The sequence below is a fragment of the Bradyrhizobium sp. 155 genome (assembly GCF_023101105.1).
GTDB classification, from domain to species: domain Bacteria; phylum Pseudomonadota; class Alphaproteobacteria; order Rhizobiales; family Xanthobacteraceae; genus Bradyrhizobium; species Bradyrhizobium canariense_D.
Genome location: NZ_CP064705.1, coordinates 327,034 through 345,657, shown reverse-complemented (window position 1 = coordinate 345,657; position 18,624 = coordinate 327,034). Strand labels below are relative to the sequence as shown.

At 59.0% G+C, this 18,624-nt stretch carries 17 protein-coding genes; all 17 read left to right on the top strand.

Translation table 11 applies throughout. From position 1 onward, the window contains the following. The first annotated feature begins 105 nt into the window (after positions 1 to 105). The 17 genes from IVA93_RS39065 to IVA93_RS38985 all read left to right on the top strand — a co-directional run bounded on the left by IVA93_RS39065 (position 106) and on the right by IVA93_RS38985 (position 18,497). Positions 106 to 918 (top strand): cache domain-containing protein, encoded by an 813-nt coding sequence (locus IVA93_RS39065; RefSeq protein WP_247789977.1) that lies wholly within the window; start codon positions 106 to 108, stop codon positions 916 to 918. After that, a complete protein-coding gene (locus IVA93_RS39060) occupies positions 915 to 1,787 on the top strand; it encodes a methyl-accepting chemotaxis protein (protein ID WP_247789976.1) in 873 nt (290 codons plus the stop codon). The genes IVA93_RS39065 and IVA93_RS39060 overlap by 4 nt, the downstream gene beginning before the upstream one ends. 165 nt (positions 1,788 to 1,952) lie before the next feature. Beyond that, entirely contained in the window at positions 1,953 to 2,345 is a 393-nt protein-coding gene (locus IVA93_RS39055; RefSeq protein WP_247369519.1) for a tautomerase family protein, read from the top strand. 379 nt (positions 2,346 to 2,724) lie between these two features. Beyond that, on the top strand, positions 2,725 to 3,012 hold the full coding sequence (locus IVA93_RS39050) for a hypothetical protein (RefSeq protein WP_247369516.1): 288 nt from the start codon (positions 2,725 to 2,727) through the stop codon (positions 3,010 to 3,012). 1,176 nt (positions 3,013 to 4,188) lie between these two features. Further along, positions 4,189 to 5,523 (top strand): NtaA/DmoA family FMN-dependent monooxygenase, encoded by a 1,335-nt coding sequence (locus IVA93_RS39045; RefSeq protein ID WP_247369513.1) that lies wholly within the window; start codon positions 4,189 to 4,191, stop codon positions 5,521 to 5,523. Positions 5,524 to 5,570: 47 nt separating this feature from the next. Next, complete coding sequence (locus tag IVA93_RS39040) at positions 5,571 to 7,274, top strand: ABC transporter substrate-binding protein (protein ID WP_247369511.1); 1,704 nt, start codon at positions 5,571 to 5,573, stop codon at positions 7,272 to 7,274. Further along, positions 7,271 to 8,227 carry an ABC transporter permease gene (locus tag IVA93_RS39035; protein ID WP_247376991.1) on the top strand — a complete coding sequence of 319 codons (957 nt, stop codon included), beginning with the start codon at positions 7,271 to 7,273 and terminating at the stop codon, positions 8,225 to 8,227. The genes IVA93_RS39040 and IVA93_RS39035 overlap by 4 nt, the downstream gene beginning before the upstream one ends. After that, entirely contained in the window at positions 8,224 to 9,096 is an 873-nt protein-coding gene (locus tag IVA93_RS39030; protein WP_371827259.1) for an ABC transporter permease, read from the top strand. The genes IVA93_RS39035 and IVA93_RS39030 overlap by 4 nt, the downstream gene beginning before the upstream one ends. 1 nt (position 9,097) lies before the next feature. Further along, positions 9,098 to 10,816: a dipeptide ABC transporter ATP-binding protein gene (locus IVA93_RS39025; protein ID WP_247789975.1), complete on the top strand. Its 1,719-nt coding sequence runs from the start codon at positions 9,098 to 9,100 to the stop codon at positions 10,814 to 10,816. Between the two features lie 347 nt (positions 10,817 to 11,163). Continuing rightward, positions 11,164 to 11,448 (top strand): hypothetical protein, encoded by a 285-nt coding sequence (locus IVA93_RS39020; RefSeq protein WP_247789974.1) that lies wholly within the window; start codon positions 11,164 to 11,166, stop codon positions 11,446 to 11,448. A 137-nt stretch (positions 11,449 to 11,585) separates the two neighbouring features. After that, the gene (locus IVA93_RS39015; protein WP_247789973.1) at positions 11,586 to 12,971 is read left to right on the top strand and encodes an ABC transporter substrate-binding protein; all 1,386 of its coding nucleotides are present in this window, start codon (positions 11,586 to 11,588) and stop codon (positions 12,969 to 12,971) included. An 82-nt stretch (positions 12,972 to 13,053) separates the two neighbouring features. After that, positions 13,054 to 13,989, top strand: a complete 936-nt coding sequence (locus tag IVA93_RS39010) for a carbohydrate ABC transporter permease (protein ID WP_247369499.1) — start codon at positions 13,054 to 13,056, stop codon at positions 13,987 to 13,989. A gap of 10 nt (positions 13,990 to 13,999) precedes the next feature. Next, positions 14,000 to 14,860: a carbohydrate ABC transporter permease gene (locus IVA93_RS39005; RefSeq protein WP_247369497.1), complete on the top strand. Its 861-nt coding sequence runs from the start codon at positions 14,000 to 14,002 to the stop codon at positions 14,858 to 14,860. Continuing rightward, complete coding sequence (locus tag IVA93_RS39000) at positions 14,857 to 15,798, top strand: ribokinase (RefSeq protein WP_247369495.1); 942 nt, start codon at positions 14,857 to 14,859, stop codon at positions 15,796 to 15,798. The genes IVA93_RS39005 and IVA93_RS39000 overlap by 4 nt, the downstream gene beginning before the upstream one ends. Continuing rightward, positions 15,795 to 16,565 (top strand): SDR family NAD(P)-dependent oxidoreductase, encoded by a 771-nt coding sequence (locus tag IVA93_RS38995; protein WP_026233437.1) that lies wholly within the window; start codon positions 15,795 to 15,797, stop codon positions 16,563 to 16,565. The genes IVA93_RS39000 and IVA93_RS38995 overlap by 4 nt, the downstream gene beginning before the upstream one ends. Then, positions 16,558 to 17,385, top strand: coding sequence for an HAD-IIA family hydrolase (locus IVA93_RS38990; RefSeq protein WP_247440355.1), 828 nt, complete (start codon positions 16,558 to 16,560; stop codon positions 17,383 to 17,385). The genes IVA93_RS38995 and IVA93_RS38990 overlap by 8 nt, the downstream gene beginning before the upstream one ends. Continuing rightward, positions 17,385 to 18,497 (top strand): ABC transporter ATP-binding protein, encoded by a 1,113-nt coding sequence (locus IVA93_RS38985; RefSeq protein ID WP_247337842.1) that lies wholly within the window; start codon positions 17,385 to 17,387, stop codon positions 18,495 to 18,497. Before IVA93_RS38990 ends, IVA93_RS38985 begins: the two co-directional genes overlap by 1 nt. Positions 18,498 to 18,624: the final 127 nt, after the last annotated feature.

The following is an 18,624-nucleotide window of genomic DNA, read 5'->3' as shown; positions in this document are numbered from 1 at the left end:
ACTGGCCCTGATATCAAGGTGGCCCTGTGGGCTAAAGGCAATTTTTATCAATGTGCGATAGATGAGGCGGAGTGATGGTCGGACTCAGCGTGTTGAGGATTTTTCATGCTTGCCAAGTTCAAGATTTCTTCCAGGCTGATGTTGATGGTGGTTCTCTCTGTTCTAGGTATTGCATCCGTGGCCGGGGTCGGCTTGTCGGCCCTCAAGAGCAGCCTGCTCGAGGACCGAAAAGACAAGCTTCAGCAGCTCATCCTGCTGGCGAAGCAGGTGCTTGAATTGGACTACCAGGGATCCCGAGCGGCAGGGCTCTCCGATGCGCAGGCCTTGGAACGGAGCAAGCAACTGCTTCAATCATTGCGTTTCGGCAAGGACGACTATTTCTATGCCCTCGACATGGATTCCGTACTGGTCGCGCATCCCAATCCCAAGTTTCAGAACAAGAGCATGAAGGACACCTCGGATGCCAACGGTGTCTTTTTCTCCCGGCTGCAAGTCGATCTTGTGAAGTCCGGCGGATCCGGCTTTGTCGCCTTTAGCTTTCCCCGTGCCGGCGTCGGCGACCCACTTCCCAAGATCGCCTATGTCGTGGGGTTCAAGCCCTATGACTGGGCAGTCGCGGGCGGCATCTATCTGGACGACGTAGACGCGATATTCATGGCAGAAGCAAAGCGCATTGGCCTTCTCATCCTTATAGCCCTTGCGCTTGTCGTGGCCACGTCAATTCTTCTCAGCCGCAGTATCACGCGGCCGATCGCCAGTCTCACGCGGGCGATGCGAAAGCTCGCCAGTGGCGATACAAGATCGGCGATTCCTGCGCTCTCGCGTGCGGATGAAGTGGGAGAGATGGCGACGACCGTCAAAGTGTTTCAGGACGCCATGATAGAGACCGCTCGCCTTCGCCAGGAACAGGCGAGATGAAATTGATGGCCGAGACGGAAAAACGGGGCCTCCTGGGCAAGCTGGCCGACGAGTTCGCACAAGGTGTAAGCACGTCACTCGATGCCCTCTTTCACTCGGCTTCCGCTATGAGGACGACGTCCCAAGGCATGTCGGAGACGGCGAGATCTGCCAGCCGCCAGTCCGGAGTGGTTGCGACTGCTGCAGAAGAGGCCAGCTCAAGCGTGCAGTCGGTCGCGTCGGCCACTGAGCAGCTCTCGGCCTCGATCGCCGAGATAGGCAATCAGGTGGCGCGTTCGACCAAGGTCGCCGGAGGCGCCGTTGAAGAGGCGCAACGGACTAATATCACAATTCAAGGTCTTGTAGCCGCGACATCAAAGATCGGAGACGTGGTTCAGTTAATAACTGCGATCGCAAGCCAGACGAACCTGCTGGCGCTAAATGCAACCATTGAGGCCGCCCGTGCCGGCGAGGCGGGAAGGGGGTTTGCCGTCGTGGCAAGCGAGGTGAAGTCGCTCGCAGGGCAGACCGCACGTGCAACGGAGGAGATCTCGACCCAAGTCAACGGCATGCGGGGCGCCATGAGCGAGGCTGTCCAAGCAATCGAGGGCGTGAGCGGCACGATATCCTCGATCAACGAGATCGCAATTGCGATTGCATCCGCCGTGGAGCAACAGGGTGTCGCGACGCGCGAAATCGCACGCAGCATCCAGCAGGTCGCGCAAGGCACCGAAGACGTATCGCGCAACATCGTCGGGGTGAGCGAGGCGTCTGCCCAGACCGGGGTGGCTGCGGCTGATGTGCTTGCGGCTGCAGGTGGGCTGAACCACCAGTCCACTTTGCTGAAAGCGGATGTCGATCGCTTCCTGGCAAGTGTTCGGGCCGCGTGAGTTGGCGTGCTCCGTCGTCCATCTTAAAAATAGATGACCGTCATCTTGAATGATGATGTCGATCTCGGCAGAGAAAACATACAACGAGTATTGCAGCTTTTCATTGCTCGGTCCACCTTGGTTGCCGGCCGCAGCTTTGTTAGTTGAGCCTCCAGGAGCATCGCCATGCCATTTTTGCGGTTCGATTTGATCGAGGGACGAAGTGACGCGGAGATCCAACGGCTTTTGGATGTCACTCACGAAGTTCTGGTCGAAACGCTCCACGTGCCGCCCCGCGATCGCTATCAGGTGGTGCATCAGCACCCCAAATCCAGCCTCGTCGCGCTTGACACAGGTCTTGATATCAATCGGACCGATAAATTGGTCATGCTGCAGTTGACGAGCCGACCGCGCGACAAGGCGTCCAAATTGGAGTTTTACCGCGTCCTCGCCGAGAGGCTGTCGTCGTCCTGTGGGGTAGCGTCAACTGACCTCATGATAAGTTTCGTGATCAATGCGGATGAGGATTGGTCATTCGGCATGGGACGAGCGCAGTTCGTCACCGGCGAGTTACACTAGGCCTGGAGCAAGTTTGCCTCAGTGTTATTGCAGGGAACGGAACCCGTCCGCCCGCCCGCACCGAGCAGAGACGCCTGCCTCGCCCATAAACGGAAACGCGTTGTCCCGTTCGACTGACATAAGCGACTCGGGGCCGGAATTGCCGCTTGGCTGCGGATTTCCTTCCCCAGAAGGCCAACACGATTTCTCTAACGCTCTGGTCGCGGACTTTTTTTGCCCGCACAAGCGGGGCTACGTTCTTGAGCCGCATCAGGTCAATACGATCTCACTTCAATGCCGCGGCGGGCTCTAGACATTCGACAAGAACCGTAGCCTCAATTGGTTACAGACTATCGCTTCTACGATCCCTTCATTCAGTCGCGCAGCAGAGACCGTTGCAATGACCCTCCTTGCTTTCCCAAAACCAGGTTGGCAGGCGTACAATTCCGCCGCTGAACACCTTCGCGGATTAGGTGCCCCTCTGGCGCAATTCGATTTTGCTCGGGTTCGCACCCCCGCAGAAATGTCGGTCTCATTAGCGGTGCTGGAAGCAACCAATTGCTGCATCGGGGCCATTGTGCGCGACCTTGATGGTGCGTCCGCAGCTGGACCGATCATCGAGCTGTCGCGGGATCTGTCGCATTCTATTCAGGATGCACGCGACAAGTTCGCTTCGAGCGGGCTTTAAATACCATTACCCGTCAGGAGCTGCTTACGAATGAACAGCAGCGGTGGATCAGTCAGGTCGGTGTCCCAGAAGCGCAGCGCAACCCAGGTGGCTGAGCCGACGGCATCTCCGGCGAAGTCGTCAGCATCCTGCCTCGATCAGAAAGGTCGTGAGCAACGTTGGCAACTATGTGACGTCGGCAGCCCGCGGCAATCGACAAGTAAAGCGCCGAGCCGAGAACTGTCGACCAGCCCGCAGCGGCGTCGCTGCTGGGTTCGCGGAGCGCCTTATCTCAGCTCCCGCTGGATCGGTCCGGTATCGCGAGACATGCGAGCGCAGGCTTGGCCAGGAGGCAAAGACACTTGCTCAAGAAGCTTGATCTCGCGCGCCCAAGTCGATCACTAACCGATGAGCTTGACACGCTTTGACAGTCACACCACAGAGGCACGCGAGGCCACTAAAACTCATGCTGGCGGTGCTGGGCTGAGAGCGCTGCCCGCGCGCAACGAGGGTGCCCGGCAAGCGGTGGGGCTGTGTCCGTCGCCGATCGGCCTGAAAGTTCTTCTATCCTATCGAGGGATACTCGAGGACCCCCGTCGCTGACACCGAGCGCGCGCCCCGAACGACGATGCTCCAAGAGACACATCAGATTTGCAATCACTCGCCTCGGCGTGACTTTGGGATCGCGCTCAGAAACTGCGACAACCAGACTGCACGCGCACAAATCCTGCAAGCTCGAAGACAACGAGGCTGTCGTAGAAGAGTATGCCAGCGCGCGGTAGCAGATTGAAATACGCAACTATTGCGTTTGATGTCCCGTCGCTTGATTCTCTCGCGATCGAAGGCCGCTGGTGTCGGCCGTGGAGTTGTCATGACAGCGGCTTTGGTCATCGCGCGAGTTGCACGCATTGTAAGGCTCACCAGCAGAGTTTCGGGCAAGTACAATACACAATGTCCCCCGGCCAACCGTCGCTCGAGCGAATTCGTCAGAGGTCCAGCTGGTTCGCGCTTGGTCAAGTGTTCGGGCTCCTTGAGCGCGCGGGTTGCTTCACCTGATCCGCTAATCTCGACCGGCGGCCTCGCCGCGTCCTCGGATGCCGCTCGTTCTCTGCGCGAGCGCGCAAGAAGCAGCCAGATAGCGTAGCCGAGCCAACACACCCCTTGAACTGCGCATGCCATCCCGCGCCTGGAGAATTCATGTCTTCTGCAATCCGAACGCTTCATCTTGGGCTTAATCTTCACGGCGCGGGCGGACACGCCGCAGCATGGCGTTGGCCGAGCACCAATCCGAGCGCTTTCTTTGACATCGAGCATTATCTTCGGGCAGCGAAGGTGGCCGAGCGCGGCTTGCTCGACGCGGTGTTCCTTGCAGATACCCCGGCAATATCTTGGGATATTACCCGCCGACCGCCACTCAACGGGCTTGAACCTACGCTTGTTCTCACGGTAATCGCACGTGAGACGAAACACATCGGACTGATTGCAACCGCATCGACGACGTACAATGAGCCGTACAACCTGGCGCGTCGTTTCCAATCACTTGATGTCATTAGCGGCGGCCGCGCCGCCTGGAATGCTGTCACGACCTCCAGCCCCGCGACGGTCGGCAATTTCGGTGGGCGCGAGCTCGGTCGCGAGGAGCGCTACAAGCGCGCCGAAGACTTCGTCGAAACGGTCCGTGGGCTATGGCTGAGCTGGGGAGATGGAACAATCGTCGGGGATCAGACATCTGGAATCTACGCCAATCCCCACTTTCGACTGCTCGACCCCAACACCAATATCTTTAGCGTCCGCGGTCCGCTCACGCACCCCGGTTCGCGACAAGTGCACCCGATCATTGTTCAAGCGGGAGGCTCGGACGACGGATTGCGGCTTGCCGCGCGCAGCGCCGATCTGGTGTTCGCTGCTGCAGGCGACCTGGAGACAGCGCTGCGCGAGGCCGGACGCCTGCGTGCGCTGTCGCATCAACTCGGCCGGCGGACGGCGCCGATCATACTGCCGGGCCTGGTCACCTTCGTTGGCGGCACGGAAGAGGAGGCGTATCGCCGCAAGAGAGCGATCGACGAATTACTCGATCTGCCCAGCGCGCTCGTCGCTTTGGCGCGAGGCATCAATGTGGCGCCCGAAAAGCTCAGCCTTGACAAACCCATTCCCGAGGAACTGCTGCCCGATCCGAATGATGTCCCATTTTCGGTCGGTCATCACCGCACCATCGAAAGCTTGGCACGCCAAGGCCGGACAGTTAGGGAGATCATAAGCAGCGTTCAAGGTTTCGGCCATCGCGTGATCGCGGGCGCACCGGAACAGATCGCCGATTCGATCGAGGCATGGTACCGCGCCGGCGCAGTTGATGGCTTCAACATCATCCCAGATGTGTTGGAGGATGGTGCGCCCGCCTTCATCGATCATGTCGTTCCAATACTGCAGCGCCGCGGACTGTTTCGCACCGAGTATCGGGAAGAAAGCTTGCGTGACCGTTTTGGCCTTGCGCTCCCAGGGGGCGTTCCGTCGCAAGAGCGGGCGACGGCCTGATCGCCCGTCTGCCTCGCGGTTTCACTATCAATAGCTTGGAGTTCGATATGTCTCTGTCCGACACACAATCATCTGCGCTTCTCGCGGGCCAGCCACACGCTTACAGAAAGCAAAAGGCAGCAGCCATTGCAATAACGCTCTCCACGCTCTCGCAGATCGCCTATGCGCCCAGCACTTTTGCTCAGGACGGTTCGAGCGACAGTACGAGGCGCGGCGGCATTATTCGATATGGCCACTTTCAGGAGCCGCCTTGCTTGTTCGGAGGATGGGTCCAGCAGTGGTATCTACAGCGGCAATATAGCGACAATCTAGTCGCCCGGACGAAGGACGGGGAGATTGTGCCATGGCTGGCTACATCATGGACCATCTCCGACGACAAGAAAGTGTACACGTTTCAGATCAAGCCGAACGTGAAATTCACCGACGGGACACCGCTCGATGCACAGGCAGTCGCCGACAACATCAATGGCTGGCTCAGCACCAATCCGGACCTCCGCAATCCGACGGCCGCTCCTTACCTCAGCGACAACTTTGAATCGGCAGCGGCAATCGCGCCCGCGACACTTCGACTAACGCTAAAGGCGCCGTTCCAGCCGTTGCTCAATGTTCTGGCCCAGTCGTCCCAGGGCATTCTGTCGCCAACGGCGCTCAAGCGTGGACTTGCGGTGAACTGCGAGAACCCGGTCGGATCGGGTCCATTCATCGTCCAGAAGTGGAATCGGGGAAAAGAGGTTATATTCCGCCGCAATCCCGACTACAACTCCGCGCCGGCAACAGCCAAGCACCAGGGACCGGCTTACGTTGACGGGATCCAGTGGAAGTTCTTCCCCGATCAGACCGTTCGGTATGGCTCTCTGCTAACCGGGGAATCTGATGCAGCTTACGACGTTCCAGCCGTCGCTTGGAAAGATGCGAACTCGCGCTTCACTGTCTTGCGGCACATTACGGGTGGCACGCCCCTGCGCTTGGCGTTGTATACGGCTCGCTCGCCTTTTGACGATCTGCTCGTTCGCCAGGCGTTTGCCTATGCCGCCGACCGAAAAGCCGCGGTCGAGTCCTCGTTCCTGGGCTCCTTGCCGTTTGAAGGCAATGGCGCGCTAAGCCAAAGCTCGCCCGAATATATTAGCGAGCTTGCCCCGTCATACAGGTATGACGTCGGCAAAGCCAATCAGCTCCTGGATCAGGCGGGTTGGACCGAGCGTGACAGCAGGGGCGTTCGCCTCAAGCATGGCAAGCCGCTCGTCGTACGCATCTCCTATTCGAGTTCGTTCTTGAAGCCCGACGGTGAGCAGGCCGTGCAGGTGATCCAACAGCAGGCAAAGGCTGCCGGCTTCGACGTGCGGCTTCAGCCAACGAACCAGGCCGATTTCTTCGCCGGGAAAAATCTCGGTCCGAACGATTACGAGGTCGTCCTTCTCTACTGGGTTGCTCCCGGCGCTGAAATCTTCCGCATCTCCTGGAAGCCTGACCTTAATGGTGAGCTCAATCGCTTCAATCCCTCACGCTACCAGGACCGGGCACTGTGGGACATTATTCAGAAGGCCGAAAAACACTTCGACAATGCTGAGCGAACCGCGCTCTATCAGGAAGCAGAGCGCAAGATCGTCGCTGACGCTCCTGTCGTGGGGTTCGCAGTCCTGGACGTCACTCTAGCTGTGCAAGCACATCTAAAGGACATTTGGCTCGACCGCGGCTCCGTCGGCGAGCCGGTCTTCTATGATAGCTATTTCGACAAGAAATCCGCCCCGTGAAAGTCGCAGCCCGCAGACGGGCCGTGTGGTTCGCACATCGCATCCTGTCCGCCGCAGCGACCGTATGGGCTGCGGCAACATTCACCTTCCTTGTCCAATGTCTGCTGCCAGGTGACCGCGCCCAGATCATTCTCAACGTCGTCAGCGGCAATGTAGGGGCGGCCCCTCGACAAGAGCTTGCGGCAATCAACGCAAAATATGGCTTCGACCAGCCGATTTTCTTGCAATACGCGAAATACATCTCCGGGATTTTGCAGGGGGACCTTGGCCAATCCTACCACCAGCACCGGCCAGTGACAGCCATCATTGCCGAACAGATTGGGCCAACCGTCCTCCTTGCGGTCGCCGCGCTCTTAACCGCGTGGGTGATCACTATTCTGACCACAGTTTTTGCAGCCGGGAGAGATAATTTCTGGGCAAAGCTGCTGAGCGGGATGCAGGTTCTGTTGGCGACCGTGCCGCCTTACTGGCTAGCCACCATCCTGCTCGTCGTCTTTGCCGTACAGCTTCGCATCTTTCCTGTGGTGGGAGGAAATTCGGCGATCGGCCTCATTCTTCCGACCCTGGCGCTGGCGTTGGAACTGTCTGGGCTCTTCGGGCAAGTCGTTACGAGTGAGTTCACGCGTTTGCTCGAGTTGCCCTTTGTAACTTCGGCGCGAACGCGAGGCATGGGCGATCTCGGTGTGCGGTTTCGTCATGTCCTGCGCCATGCAGCTTTGCCAGCAATCACCTTGTCAGGCTGGGCGTTCGGTAAGCTTCTGTCCGGTGCCGTTTTAATTGAGGCCGTCTTTGCCCGACAGGGACTTGGCGGCGTCCTGGTCGCCGCTACAGCCACGCGCGACGTTCCCGTCGTCTCCGGCGTCATTCTGGTCTCCGCTGGCCTGTTTGTCATTGTCAGCGTGACCGTCGATTTCGCCTACAGTATCGTTGACCCAAGGATCAAATTGGCATGACTTGCTCTGCCGCGCTACCAGACGTCCTCAAATCTCGCTATTGGAGGGAAGCACTTTCAACGGCACAGGCAATTCCTTTGCGGGTTTGCTTGGCCATAACCATCGTTACGTTCTTCTTAACAGCGGCGGCCGCGCCCTGGCTGCTACAGACCCATGATCCGCTGGCGATTGACCTGACGTCCTCACTACAGGCCCCGTCGCCCAGCCACTGGCTGGGGACTGATCAGTCCGGTCGCGATTTATACTCCCGCATTGTTGAAGGGGCAGGGCAGTCCCTGACCATCGGTCTTGGCGCGACCGCGTTGAGCGTGTCAATTGCACTCGTTCTGGGGTTCGCCGCCGGTCTTTGCGGCGGAGCCATCGATCATGTTCTCAGCCGTTTGCTCGACGCACTTTTCGCGCTACCGGTGCTTTTCCTTGCGCTTCTGTTCGTGGCCGTTTTCGGCACGACTGTGCTGACGTTGGTCATCGCGGTCGGGATCGGAACAACCCCGGGTTATGCCCGGATGATCAGGGGGCAGGTCCTGTCTGTTAAGGGCGCAGGATATGTGGAGGCAGCCAAGGCGCTTGGACACCCGTATTGGCGTATCGTGCGAAGGCACATCCTCCCCAATGCCATGAACCCGTTGACCGCGATGATCACGCTTGGCGTCGGCCAAGCCATCATCTGGGCATCGGGCGTTGCGTTTCTGGGACTCGGTGTTCCCCCTCCAGCCCCTGAATGGGGGGCGCTCCTGAATGCTGGCCGCAACTACGTGATCTATGCGTGGTGGCTCGAGATCATGCCGGGTCTGGCAGTGGTGATCTTTGCTCTCAGCGTGACGGTGATCGGACGTTATCTGCAGAACCGCCTCGAAGGAAAGGGCTGACATGTTGCATGTTCTTCCCCCCCAGCCTCCTCAGCCAAGTCTTCTCAACGTAGATTCGCTGCGCGTGTCATTCGGACGCGACAATCCAAACGGCACGGCCGTGCGTGGCGTGTCGTTCTCGCTTCGATCGGGGCGTTGCCTCGCGATCGTCGGCGAATCCGGCTCGGGCAAGAGCGTAACCGCGCGCGCTCTCGTCGGGCTTGCGGGCCATGGGGCACATGTTCATGCGCACGAGATGAACTTCACAGGGACAGACCTGACTGACCTCAATGAACGTTCATGGCGGCTCATCCGGGGCAAGAAGATCGGCTTCGTGCTGCAGGACGCCCTTCTCTCGCTCGATCCACTCCGTCAGGTCGGCAGAGAAATCGGCGAGGGCCTCCTTCTCCATCGTGCTGTCCACTCCCGTGAGGAACTCAAACGCCGCGTGGTTGAGCTGCTCGAACTCGTTGGGGTTCCTGAGCCTGAGATCAAAGCCCGGCAGCTGCCGCATCAATTGTCCGGTGGCCAACGCCAGCGAGCCCTCATTGCGTCGGCGCTCGCACTCGATCCAGACCTCTTGATCGCCGGTGAGCCAACCACCGCGCTCGACGTGACCGTGCAGGCACAGGTGCTGGCGCTGCTGGAGGAAACCAAGGCACGGGGCAAGGCTCTGATCCTGATCAGCCATGACCTGGCGGTGGTCTCGCGCATGGCGGATGATGTTCTGGTCATGCGCGAAGGCGAGGTCGTCGAGCGTGGACCAGCTGCGCAGATCTTCGGCGACCCGCAACACGATTACACCTCGCAGCTCCTGAACGCGGTACCCTCGGGACGTCCCCGCGGCTCCCGTTTGTCGTCCACGGCGATTGCACGCCTACCCAAGTCTCTGAGCCCGCTGCAACAACAACACTCGCCTAAATCCACTGCAATCATCCTCAGTGCGACCAATCTTGTGAAGCGATTCAACGGCCCTGATGGCGTCCCGCGGACGGTGGTTGACGGCGTGTCCTTCGAGCTTCGGTCAGGCGAAACGCTGGGCCTTGTGGGGGAATCAGGATCAGGTAAATCCACCACAGCCCGCCTGGCGATGGCTCTGGATACTCCCGACGAGGGAGCCGTTCTGTTCCAGGGAGAGGCGTGGAGCGAAATCGCCGAACGCAAGCGTAGGGCGCGACGCCGCTCGATCTCCGTGATCTATCAAGATCCGCTCAGCTCCTTTGATCCACGCTGGACCGTCGGCCGCATCATATCTGACAGCCTCCTTGATGTGGACACCGGGTCGGAGCGTCGCCTGCGCATTATTGAGCTGCTCGAGTCGGTGGGCCTATCGCCAGCATTCCTGGATCGCCGGCCGCTGGAGCTCTCGGGCGGCCAGCGCCAACGCGTCGCGATCGCGCGTGCGATCGCGCCAAAGCCAGCCGTGATCGTCTGCGATGAACCGGTTTCCGCTCTGGATGTCTCGATCCAGGCGCAGGTGCTCGACCTGCTCGGGGATCTCAAGGCGCAGCTCGGTATGAGCTATCTCTTCATCTCGCACGATCTCGGCGTGATTCGCCATCTCAGCGACCGGGTCATGGTCATGCGCCATGGACGCGTCGTCGAGAGTGGCGATACGGATGAGGTTTTCCTCAATCCACGGGCGGACTATACCAAGCGTCTGATTGCTGCGGTACCTCGCCTCGTCCGACCTGTCGCAAGCGATCGCTCGTCTAGCCTCGTCAGCGGAGAGGTCGCATGAATGCGCCAGTACTTTCGGTTAGGTTTAGCGTGGATCGACGACCAATATACTGCCCGCCGAGACCGATGTCCCGCCAATCCCATCGGGGCTGCCGATACCTCTTGCCCGCAAACGGATCGGAGGATCCGTCTCAACCAATAGACGAGACCGCTCCTGATATGGTCGAGCCGGCTCATTGAAGGCGAGTATGCGCGCGGTCCAAGCCGCACAAGCTTCTCTAGAGTCTATGTTGCTTGCTGATTGCCGCCATGCACGACGATCTCTCCGGGAATCTCACGACTTCTCCACCTGTGACGGGATGGAGTAGGTGCAGATTCATTTGAGCGCTTTCTCCTGACAGGATTGCCGTGCAGGGCGGCGACCGCTTCAACGCGAATATTGCTGCGCCCATATCTCTTGGCTGCACTAACGCCCATCACATCGCCGCTTGGATCGCGCTCCAGAAGCCGCATATCGTATACGGCAACGGAGCACCGATCGCGATGCTCGCCCTGTGCGCCTTAGTGCTGTTCGTCTCGAACTGGGGTACAAACGCAGCCATCACAGCGCTCGCCAGGCTGTTGTCGTCAACCGGGGCCCATTCCAAACTCCGCTTCTTCCAATTGATACTTCCCAATCGCCCGATTTTTTGACTTACCCAACCTTACCCAATCCGAGCCTCAAAGGCCGCTTTCGTTAGATGCGCGAAGATTAGCCTCGGCAACGCCGCGGCCGCTTGAAGAGGAGGGGGCGCGTGGTTTGCGGGCCAAAGAGCCCATCGGAGGGAATCATGCCAAGGACGTTCGCCGCTTTGCGCGGCCATACGGCTAGTTTTGCACAAAAAGCTCTCATCTGCTCCACCCTTTTGGCCGGAACGGCCATGGCGTTTTCCCAAGCTAAGGCGGAGGACATCAACTGGCGCCAGTTCGAAGGCACGTCGATCGTCTGGGCCTACGACATTCATCCGTATGCCGACGCGGTCGCGGCCCAGTTGCCGGAATTCGAGAAACTCACCGGCATCAAGGTGACGCCCGAACTGTATCCCGACGATGCCTATTGGAATAAGCTGACCATCCAGCTCAGTACAAAATCCCGCAGCTGGGACGTGGTGGGTACGGGCATTCAACCGGCCTGGGATCTCGCACCGGGCCAGTTGCTCGAGCCGCTCGATCAGTATCTGAACGACGCTAAGCTCACGGCAGCGGGCTACGACTACAAGGATTTCTTCCCTGCATTGCGGGATGCGCTGACCTGGAAAGTCAAGGAAGGCCAAATCGAGCCAGGAAGCGGGCAGGTGTGGGCGATCCCGCATGGCTTTGAGAACATCCAGCTGTTCTACCGTAAGGACATACTTGAAAAATACGGCATTGGGGTCCCAACGACTCCGCCAGAGATGTCCGCCGCCTGCGAAAAGCTGAAGGCTGCGGATCCCGCCATCACCCCTTTGGGCGTGCGCGGCGTGCGCTTTTGGAGCAGCATCCACACAGCTGCCATCTCGATTGCCAGGTCCTATGGCGTGCATGATTTCGTCGTCCAGGACGGCAAGTTGGAGACAGGGCTGGATTCGCCCGAGTCGATCGCCTTCCACAAAGACTATGTGGACATGATCAAGAAATGCGCGGCGCCGTCCTTTGCCAATGACAACTGGTACCAGGTCGTTGATGGCATCAATTCAGGGCGCACCGCGATGGCGATTGATTCTAATATGTTCGGGTTTTGGAACGACGTGGCTGGCAAGCCCGCGTCCGGCAAAATCGCGTTCGCACCCCCATTGCACGCACCGACTAGCAAGAACTTCGAGTCGAATATCTGGATCTGGTCGCTTGCGATGAACGCTGCGTCCCAGAAAAAAGGAGCCGCCTGGCTGTTCATCCAATGGGCGACATCGAAGCAAGTCGAGCTGAACGGCGCCATCGCCGGCAAGCTCGTCAACTCTCCGCGCGCCTCGACCTGGAGCGACAAGGCCTGGCTCGACTATGCGGCAAAGCCAGAGTTCAACAATTTCGTAGACACGTTTAAAACCGTGCAGGAACGGGCGCAACTCGCCTTCACAGCCCGCGTAGGCTTTGCCGAAGCAATGAACGCATGGGCCGTAGCCATGCAGAAAATGGTCAACGGAGCCGACGTGAAGGCGACGCTGGCCGCCCTTGCCTCGGAAATCCGTTCGTCAATGTGAAACAAATGGGGCGGCGAGCTCATCGCCGCCCCATGCATTTTAGAGATAGACCGAGATGGACCTTCGAGGATCCGACGGGCTCGTGACGCTGCAGTCTTCAGCCAGCCCACTTGTTGCGTCAAACGATAAGGCGGTCACGCGCGCCGAGCAGTCGCATCTTGACTGGTGGAGCATCGCAGCCATAGCGCCAGCGATCACCATATTGCTCGGCTTTCTTTTTCTGTTCTTCTATGGCGTCTTTCAGTCGCTGACGGATCTCAAGTTCGGTCGGCCGCTGGTCCACTTCGTCGGCCTCAACAACTATGCAGCGCTGATCAAGTCGGATGATTTCTGGAACAGCATTCGGGCCACTCTTGTCTACGCCGGATCGGCGGTGGTTGCGGAGGCTGCCTTCGGTCTTGCACTTGCAAAATTGTTCGCGACAGAAGTCATCGTTGCACGGCTGATGCGGCCGGTCATCCTCTTGCCCCTCGTGCTGCCTCCGATGAGCGTAGCGCTCATGTGGACGACGATGATGGACCCGCAAAGCGGGATCCTTAACTATCTGCTCTCGCTTGCAGGAATCGCCCGTTTTGCATGGATTTCAGATCCCAACACCGCAATGTTCTCGCTCGTCCTGATTGACGTCTGGACCTACACGCCATTCTTTGCGCTGATCATTTTCGCAGGCCTTCAGGGTATCAATGAAGAAGTGAGGGAGGCCGCGCGTGTCAATGGCGCAAAGGGGTGGGCAACCTTTGTGCATATCGAGTTGCCGCTGATCGCTCCCTACATTCTGATCGCGGCTGTGTTTCGGCTGATCGAATCGCTCAATCAGTTCGACATCATCTTTGGCACTACGCAAGGCGGGCCTGGAGATAGCACCTCCGTTCTTTCCGTGCGCGCCTACATTGTCGCATTCCAGAATCTCGCCTTCGGGCGTGGTGCAGCCCTCATGGTCGTCAACTGGATGATCGTGCTGGTGGGAACGTTCGCCATGGTCAAGCTGTGGCGCGTCGTGCGGCAGCGCGTCAGCTGAGGGCCAACGTATGCGACTGAGACGCGCCACCTCCGTCAATTTGATCCTCAACCTGCTCGTCGGCATTTGCGCATTGATCCTGGCCTTCCCGCTTGTCTGGATCGTGATGATGTCGCTCAAGCAGCAGGCAGAGGTCATGACCTGGCCGCCGACCTTCCTGTTCTCGCCGACATTGGAAAACTTTCGCGTCTTGTTTGACGTCGCCCAAGCCGGAGCAACCAGCTACGGCACTATCAAGATCGATTTCCTGACCCCGATCACGAACAGCGTTGTCATAGCGCTTGGCTCTGTCATCGTGTCCCTGCTCGTGGGGGTCCCTGCCGGCTACGTGCTGGCAAGACGGGACATACCCCTCAAAGAAGACATTGCCTTCTTCATTCTGGGGTTCCGCTTTGCCCCGGTCCTACTGGTCGTCATCCCCCTGTTCAGCGTTTTCCAAACGATTGGCCTGTATGACACCTATATCGGCATGATCTGGGTCTACCAGGTCGTCACACTGCCGATGATCGTTTGGCTGAGCCGCTCCTATATCGAAGATATCCCAAAGGACATCGAAGAGGCGGCTGCCATGGATGGCGCCAAGCCGGTCAGGGTCGTGTTGCATATCGTGCTGCCGCTTTTGAAACCTGGTCTGATTGGGGCCTCTCTGCTCATCTTCCTGCTCGCGTGGCACAATTTTGCCCTCGGCCTGATCCTCTCTTCGACCAAGGCGCCGGTAACCGTCGCTCTGCTCAAGCTGCTAAACCCGGGCGTGCAATTCTATCCCGTCATGGCGGCAGGATTGGTCGTGACGATGATCATTCCCGTGATCCTGATCGTCATCGGCCAGCGCCACCTGGAGCGTGGCCTTACCTTTGGTGCTGTAAAATGAGTGCCAGGCCGTTGATGTTCTTCGGAACGACAAACCTCGATCTCTGCTTCAATGTCGAGCGGCTGCCAACGCCAGGTGAAAGCCTGATGGGAACGCTGACCCGTCACCCGGGAGGGAAAGGCGCCAATCAGGCTGTCGCCGCGGCTCGGCTTGGCTTGAGACCGCACTTTTACACGCGCCTTGGCGATGATGATGCGGGTCATTGGCTCCTGCAGTCCCTGACAGAGGCCGGCGTTTGCGCCGACGCGATCAAAATCGCGCCGGGCGAAGTCTCCGGCTCGGCTCTGGTCATGGTCGGTGACGACGGCACTAACATGATTGTCATAGATCCCGGCGCCAACCTAAACGTCACGCCACAGATGATTGAGAACGCCGCGGAATTCATTCAGCACAATGCGATCGTGGTCGCCGAAATGGGTATGCCGATCGGAGCGCTCAACAGGCTCTTCGAGCTGAAGCAGGACAAGGGCTTCGAGCTGATCTTCAATCCGGCGCCAGTGAGGTCCGGGCTTCCGTCGACAGCGTGGAGCTGTGTCGATTTCGTCACACCGAACCAGACAGAGGCTTTTGAGCTGACAGGTATCGAGGTCGACGACTTTGAAGGTGCCGCCCATGCTGCGTCCAAGCTTCTTGATCTCGGGCCAGGTGCCGCGCTGATCACCCTCGGGGCACAGGGCGCCTATTATGCTGATAACACCCGCTCTTTTGCCCTGCGAGCCTTTCCCGTGAGAGCGGTCGATACTACCGCCGCAGGCGATGCCTTCAACGGAGCATTCGCCGCATCACTGGCCGAACGGCTGCCCTTGAGAGAAGCGGTCAGGAAAGCGCTGGCGGTAGCCGCGCTCTGTGTGACTAGACGCGGCGCGCAAAGCTCCATGCCGAGCGCCGAGACCGTTGACGAGTTTCTGAAATCCCAAACGATCCTGGAGTTGGAATGACCGAACAGTTCTCAGTTTCAAACAGAACGGTGCTCGTGACCGGTGCCGGCGGCGGCATCGGGTCTGCCATCGTGAATGCGTTTCGATCTGGTGGAGCGAATGTCCTTGCCACCGATGCCAACCTGGAAACTCTCAGGAGCACTCTGGCAAGCCTGCCCCATGGCAACGGCGTACTACCGATGGCGATGGATGTCGCAAGCGAGGACGATGTTAACAGGGTTCTGGACGCGGTCGCCAAGCACTTTGGCCGGCTCGATGTGCTGGTTAACAATGCGGGCGTCAAATCTGCCCAACCGCTCCTGAATGGCGATGCGGACAAAATCGAGCGGACCATCCAGATCAACTCGGTCGCGGTCCTGCGCTGCTCAAAGCTCGCGATCGAGCGCTTCATGAAGGACAAAGGGGGCCGGATCGTCAATATCGGATCCTCGCTATCGTCCCAAGGTGCAGTCTTTAACTACCAGGCGGGCGGCGCCGACTATTGTTTGTCGAAAGCAATTGTTCACGACCTCACCAAGCTGCTCGCCTATGAATGTGCCCCACACAAGATCAATGTGAATGCCATTGCGCCCGGGATCATCGATACACCGATGCATGGGCGCCCGCGCGAGGAAACCGAGGCACGTCACGGGGGCCGTATCCCGCTCGGACGGGTCGGCGTGCCGGAGGATATCGCAGGTCTTGCTGTTTTTCTTGCAAGTCCTGCAGCTTCCTACATGACCGGGCAGATCGTACACGTGAATGGCGGGATGCTGATGAATGGCTAGTGTCGCTTCTCCCCCCATTTGGCCGCCAGTGGACGGTATCATTTCGGATCTCGACGGCGTCGTCTACCGCGGCAACGCGGCTATCGTCGATTCCGTGGAGGCATTTGGACGGTGGCAGGCAGCCGGATTGCCCATCTGCTTCGTGACGAACAACTCGACGCACACGCCAGCAGATGTCGTCAGAAAACTGGAAGGCCTTGGGCTTGTTATTGCGCCGAAGGACGTGGTCACCAGCGCCATCACCGCCGCCGAGCTCATCCGCGCTACATACCCGAAGTTTGGGCGTATATTCGTCATCGGCGCGCCATCCCTTACGAAAGCCATGACAGACGCGGGGCTCGAGGTGACGGATCGAAAGCCCGACGCCGTGGTCATGGGGCTCGATCGACAAATTACGCATGAGAAGCTGCGGATTGCGGTCGACGCGATCCTAAATGGAGCAGCCTTTATTGGCACCAACCCCGACCTCCTGTTGCCGACGGCAGGTGGATTCGAGCCCGGGGCAGGAGCTACGATCGCCGCCGTGGCTGCCGCCACGAAAGTGGAGCCTTTGATTGTTGGTAAGCCGGAGCCGCATATGATCGAGACTGCACTTTCCCGCCTGGGCACGGTACGCAGCGCCACCTTGATGATCGGAGACCAGATTCAGACTGATATTCAGGCTGGCAAGAGAGCAGGGCTTCCGACCGTGCTGGTCACGACCGGCGTGCCGCCCCGAGATGATCCCTCACTGGTATCGCCCGATTTCATCGTGTCCAGCCTGTCTGAGGTTGGGATAGCCCGAGCCACCATTGGAAGCCAGCGACCGAGGAGAGCGTGATGGCCGATGTTCGCCTGGAAGGTATCAATAAGGCCTATGGGACGATCCAAATCCTGCGGAATGTCGACCTGATCATTGAACATGGCGAATTCGTCGTGTTCGTTGGACCATCGGGTTCAGGCAAGTCGACACTGCTCCGAATGATCGGAGGGCTCGAGCGTATCAGCGGCGGGCGGCTCTTGATCGACAATGAAGTCGTCAATGACGTTGATGCCGCCGACCGAAACATCGGCATGGTGTTTCAGAGCTACGCACTCTATCCGCACATGACCGTGCGTGAGAACCTTGCCTTCCCCCTGCGTATGGCCAAAGTTCCGAAGGCCGGGATTAAGGCCAGGGTCACCGAGACTGCATCACTCTTGCAGATCGGTCATCTGCTGGAACGCAAGCCTCGGCAACTTTCAGGCGGACAAAGGCAGCGCGTCGCTATCGGGCGTGCCATTGTACGCGAACCCAAAGTGTTCCTGTTCGACGAGCCGCTGTCGAATCTCGATACTGAGTTGCGGGTGCAGATGCGGGTGCAGATTGCCAAGTTACACAAGCAGCTTGGCAACACCATGATCTACGTGACCCACGATCAGGTTGAGGCAATGACAATGGCCGACAAGATCGTCGTACTCAAGGACGGCAATATCGAGCAAGTGGGCAGTCCGCACGACCTCTATCACAATCCGGCATCTCGCTTTGTCGCCGGGTTCATCGGATCGCCTAAGATGAATTTTCTCAGCGGCCACATCGAATCAGCGCACGCGACGGGCATGGGCGTCAAGCTCGATGCAGGCGCGACAATCCTCGTTCCCGTCCAGCCGAACCAATCGCTTGTCGGCAAGCCGATCACGGTCGGAATTCGCCCCGATGATTTCTCTCCATCCGCGGCGGAGAAGACCGATATTGGGATCGAGATCGACGTCGATTTCGTCGAGCATCTTGGCAGCGTCACCTACATCTACGGCAATGCTGGCAGAGAATCGATGGTTGCCAAGGCACCGAACGCGGCGGCGCCCAGTAGGTCCGGCAAGGTTCGTCTTGCGGCTTCGCCGGCGGACTGCCACCTCTTCATGATGAACGGAAATGCGCTGCGACGGTTGCATGCGCCGGCAAATTGGAGCTAGCCTTCCGACCTGCCCTGCAGGAGGCGGGACGGCATGCACACGCGGGTGGACCAGGTCAAGGGCGGCGGGATCAGGCGGTTCTTCCGGAACTCTCGTTCTTTTGTACTCGGGGCGGGGATCGGATCAG

Coding starts and splice junctions, on each gene's coding strand:
- IVA93_RS39025 (WP_247789975.1), top strand. CDS start 9,098: ATGTTGCATGTTCTTCCCCCCCAGCCTCCTCAGCCAAGTCTTCTCAAC.
- IVA93_RS38995 (WP_026233437.1), top strand. CDS start 15,795: ATGACCGAACAGTTCTCAGTTTCAAACAGAACGGTGCTCGTGACCGGT.
- IVA93_RS39055 (WP_247369519.1), top strand. CDS start 1,953: ATGCCATTTTTGCGGTTCGATTTGATCGAGGGACGAAGTGACGCGGAG.
- IVA93_RS38990 (WP_247440355.1), top strand. CDS start 16,558: ATGGCTAGTGTCGCTTCTCCCCCCATTTGGCCGCCAGTGGACGGTATC.
- IVA93_RS38985 (WP_247337842.1), top strand. CDS start 17,385: ATGGCCGATGTTCGCCTGGAAGGTATCAATAAGGCCTATGGGACGATC.
- IVA93_RS39000 (WP_247369495.1), top strand. CDS start 14,857: ATGAGTGCCAGGCCGTTGATGTTCTTCGGAACGACAAACCTCGATCTC.
- IVA93_RS39040 (WP_247369511.1), top strand. CDS start 5,571: ATGTCTCTGTCCGACACACAATCATCTGCGCTTCTCGCGGGCCAGCCA.
- IVA93_RS39005 (WP_247369497.1), top strand. CDS start 14,000: ATGCGACTGAGACGCGCCACCTCCGTCAATTTGATCCTCAACCTGCTC.
- IVA93_RS39065 (WP_247789977.1), top strand. CDS start 106: ATGCTTGCCAAGTTCAAGATTTCTTCCAGGCTGATGTTGATGGTGGTT.
- IVA93_RS39050 (WP_247369516.1), top strand. CDS start 2,725: ATGACCCTCCTTGCTTTCCCAAAACCAGGTTGGCAGGCGTACAATTCC.
- IVA93_RS39045 (WP_247369513.1), top strand. CDS start 4,189: ATGTCTTCTGCAATCCGAACGCTTCATCTTGGGCTTAATCTTCACGGC.
- IVA93_RS39015 (WP_247789973.1), top strand. CDS start 11,586: ATGCCAAGGACGTTCGCCGCTTTGCGCGGCCATACGGCTAGTTTTGCA.
- IVA93_RS39060 (WP_247789976.1), top strand. CDS start 915: ATGAAATTGATGGCCGAGACGGAAAAACGGGGCCTCCTGGGCAAGCTG.
- IVA93_RS39030 (WP_371827259.1), top strand. CDS start 8,224: ATGACTTGCTCTGCCGCGCTACCAGACGTCCTCAAATCTCGCTATTGG.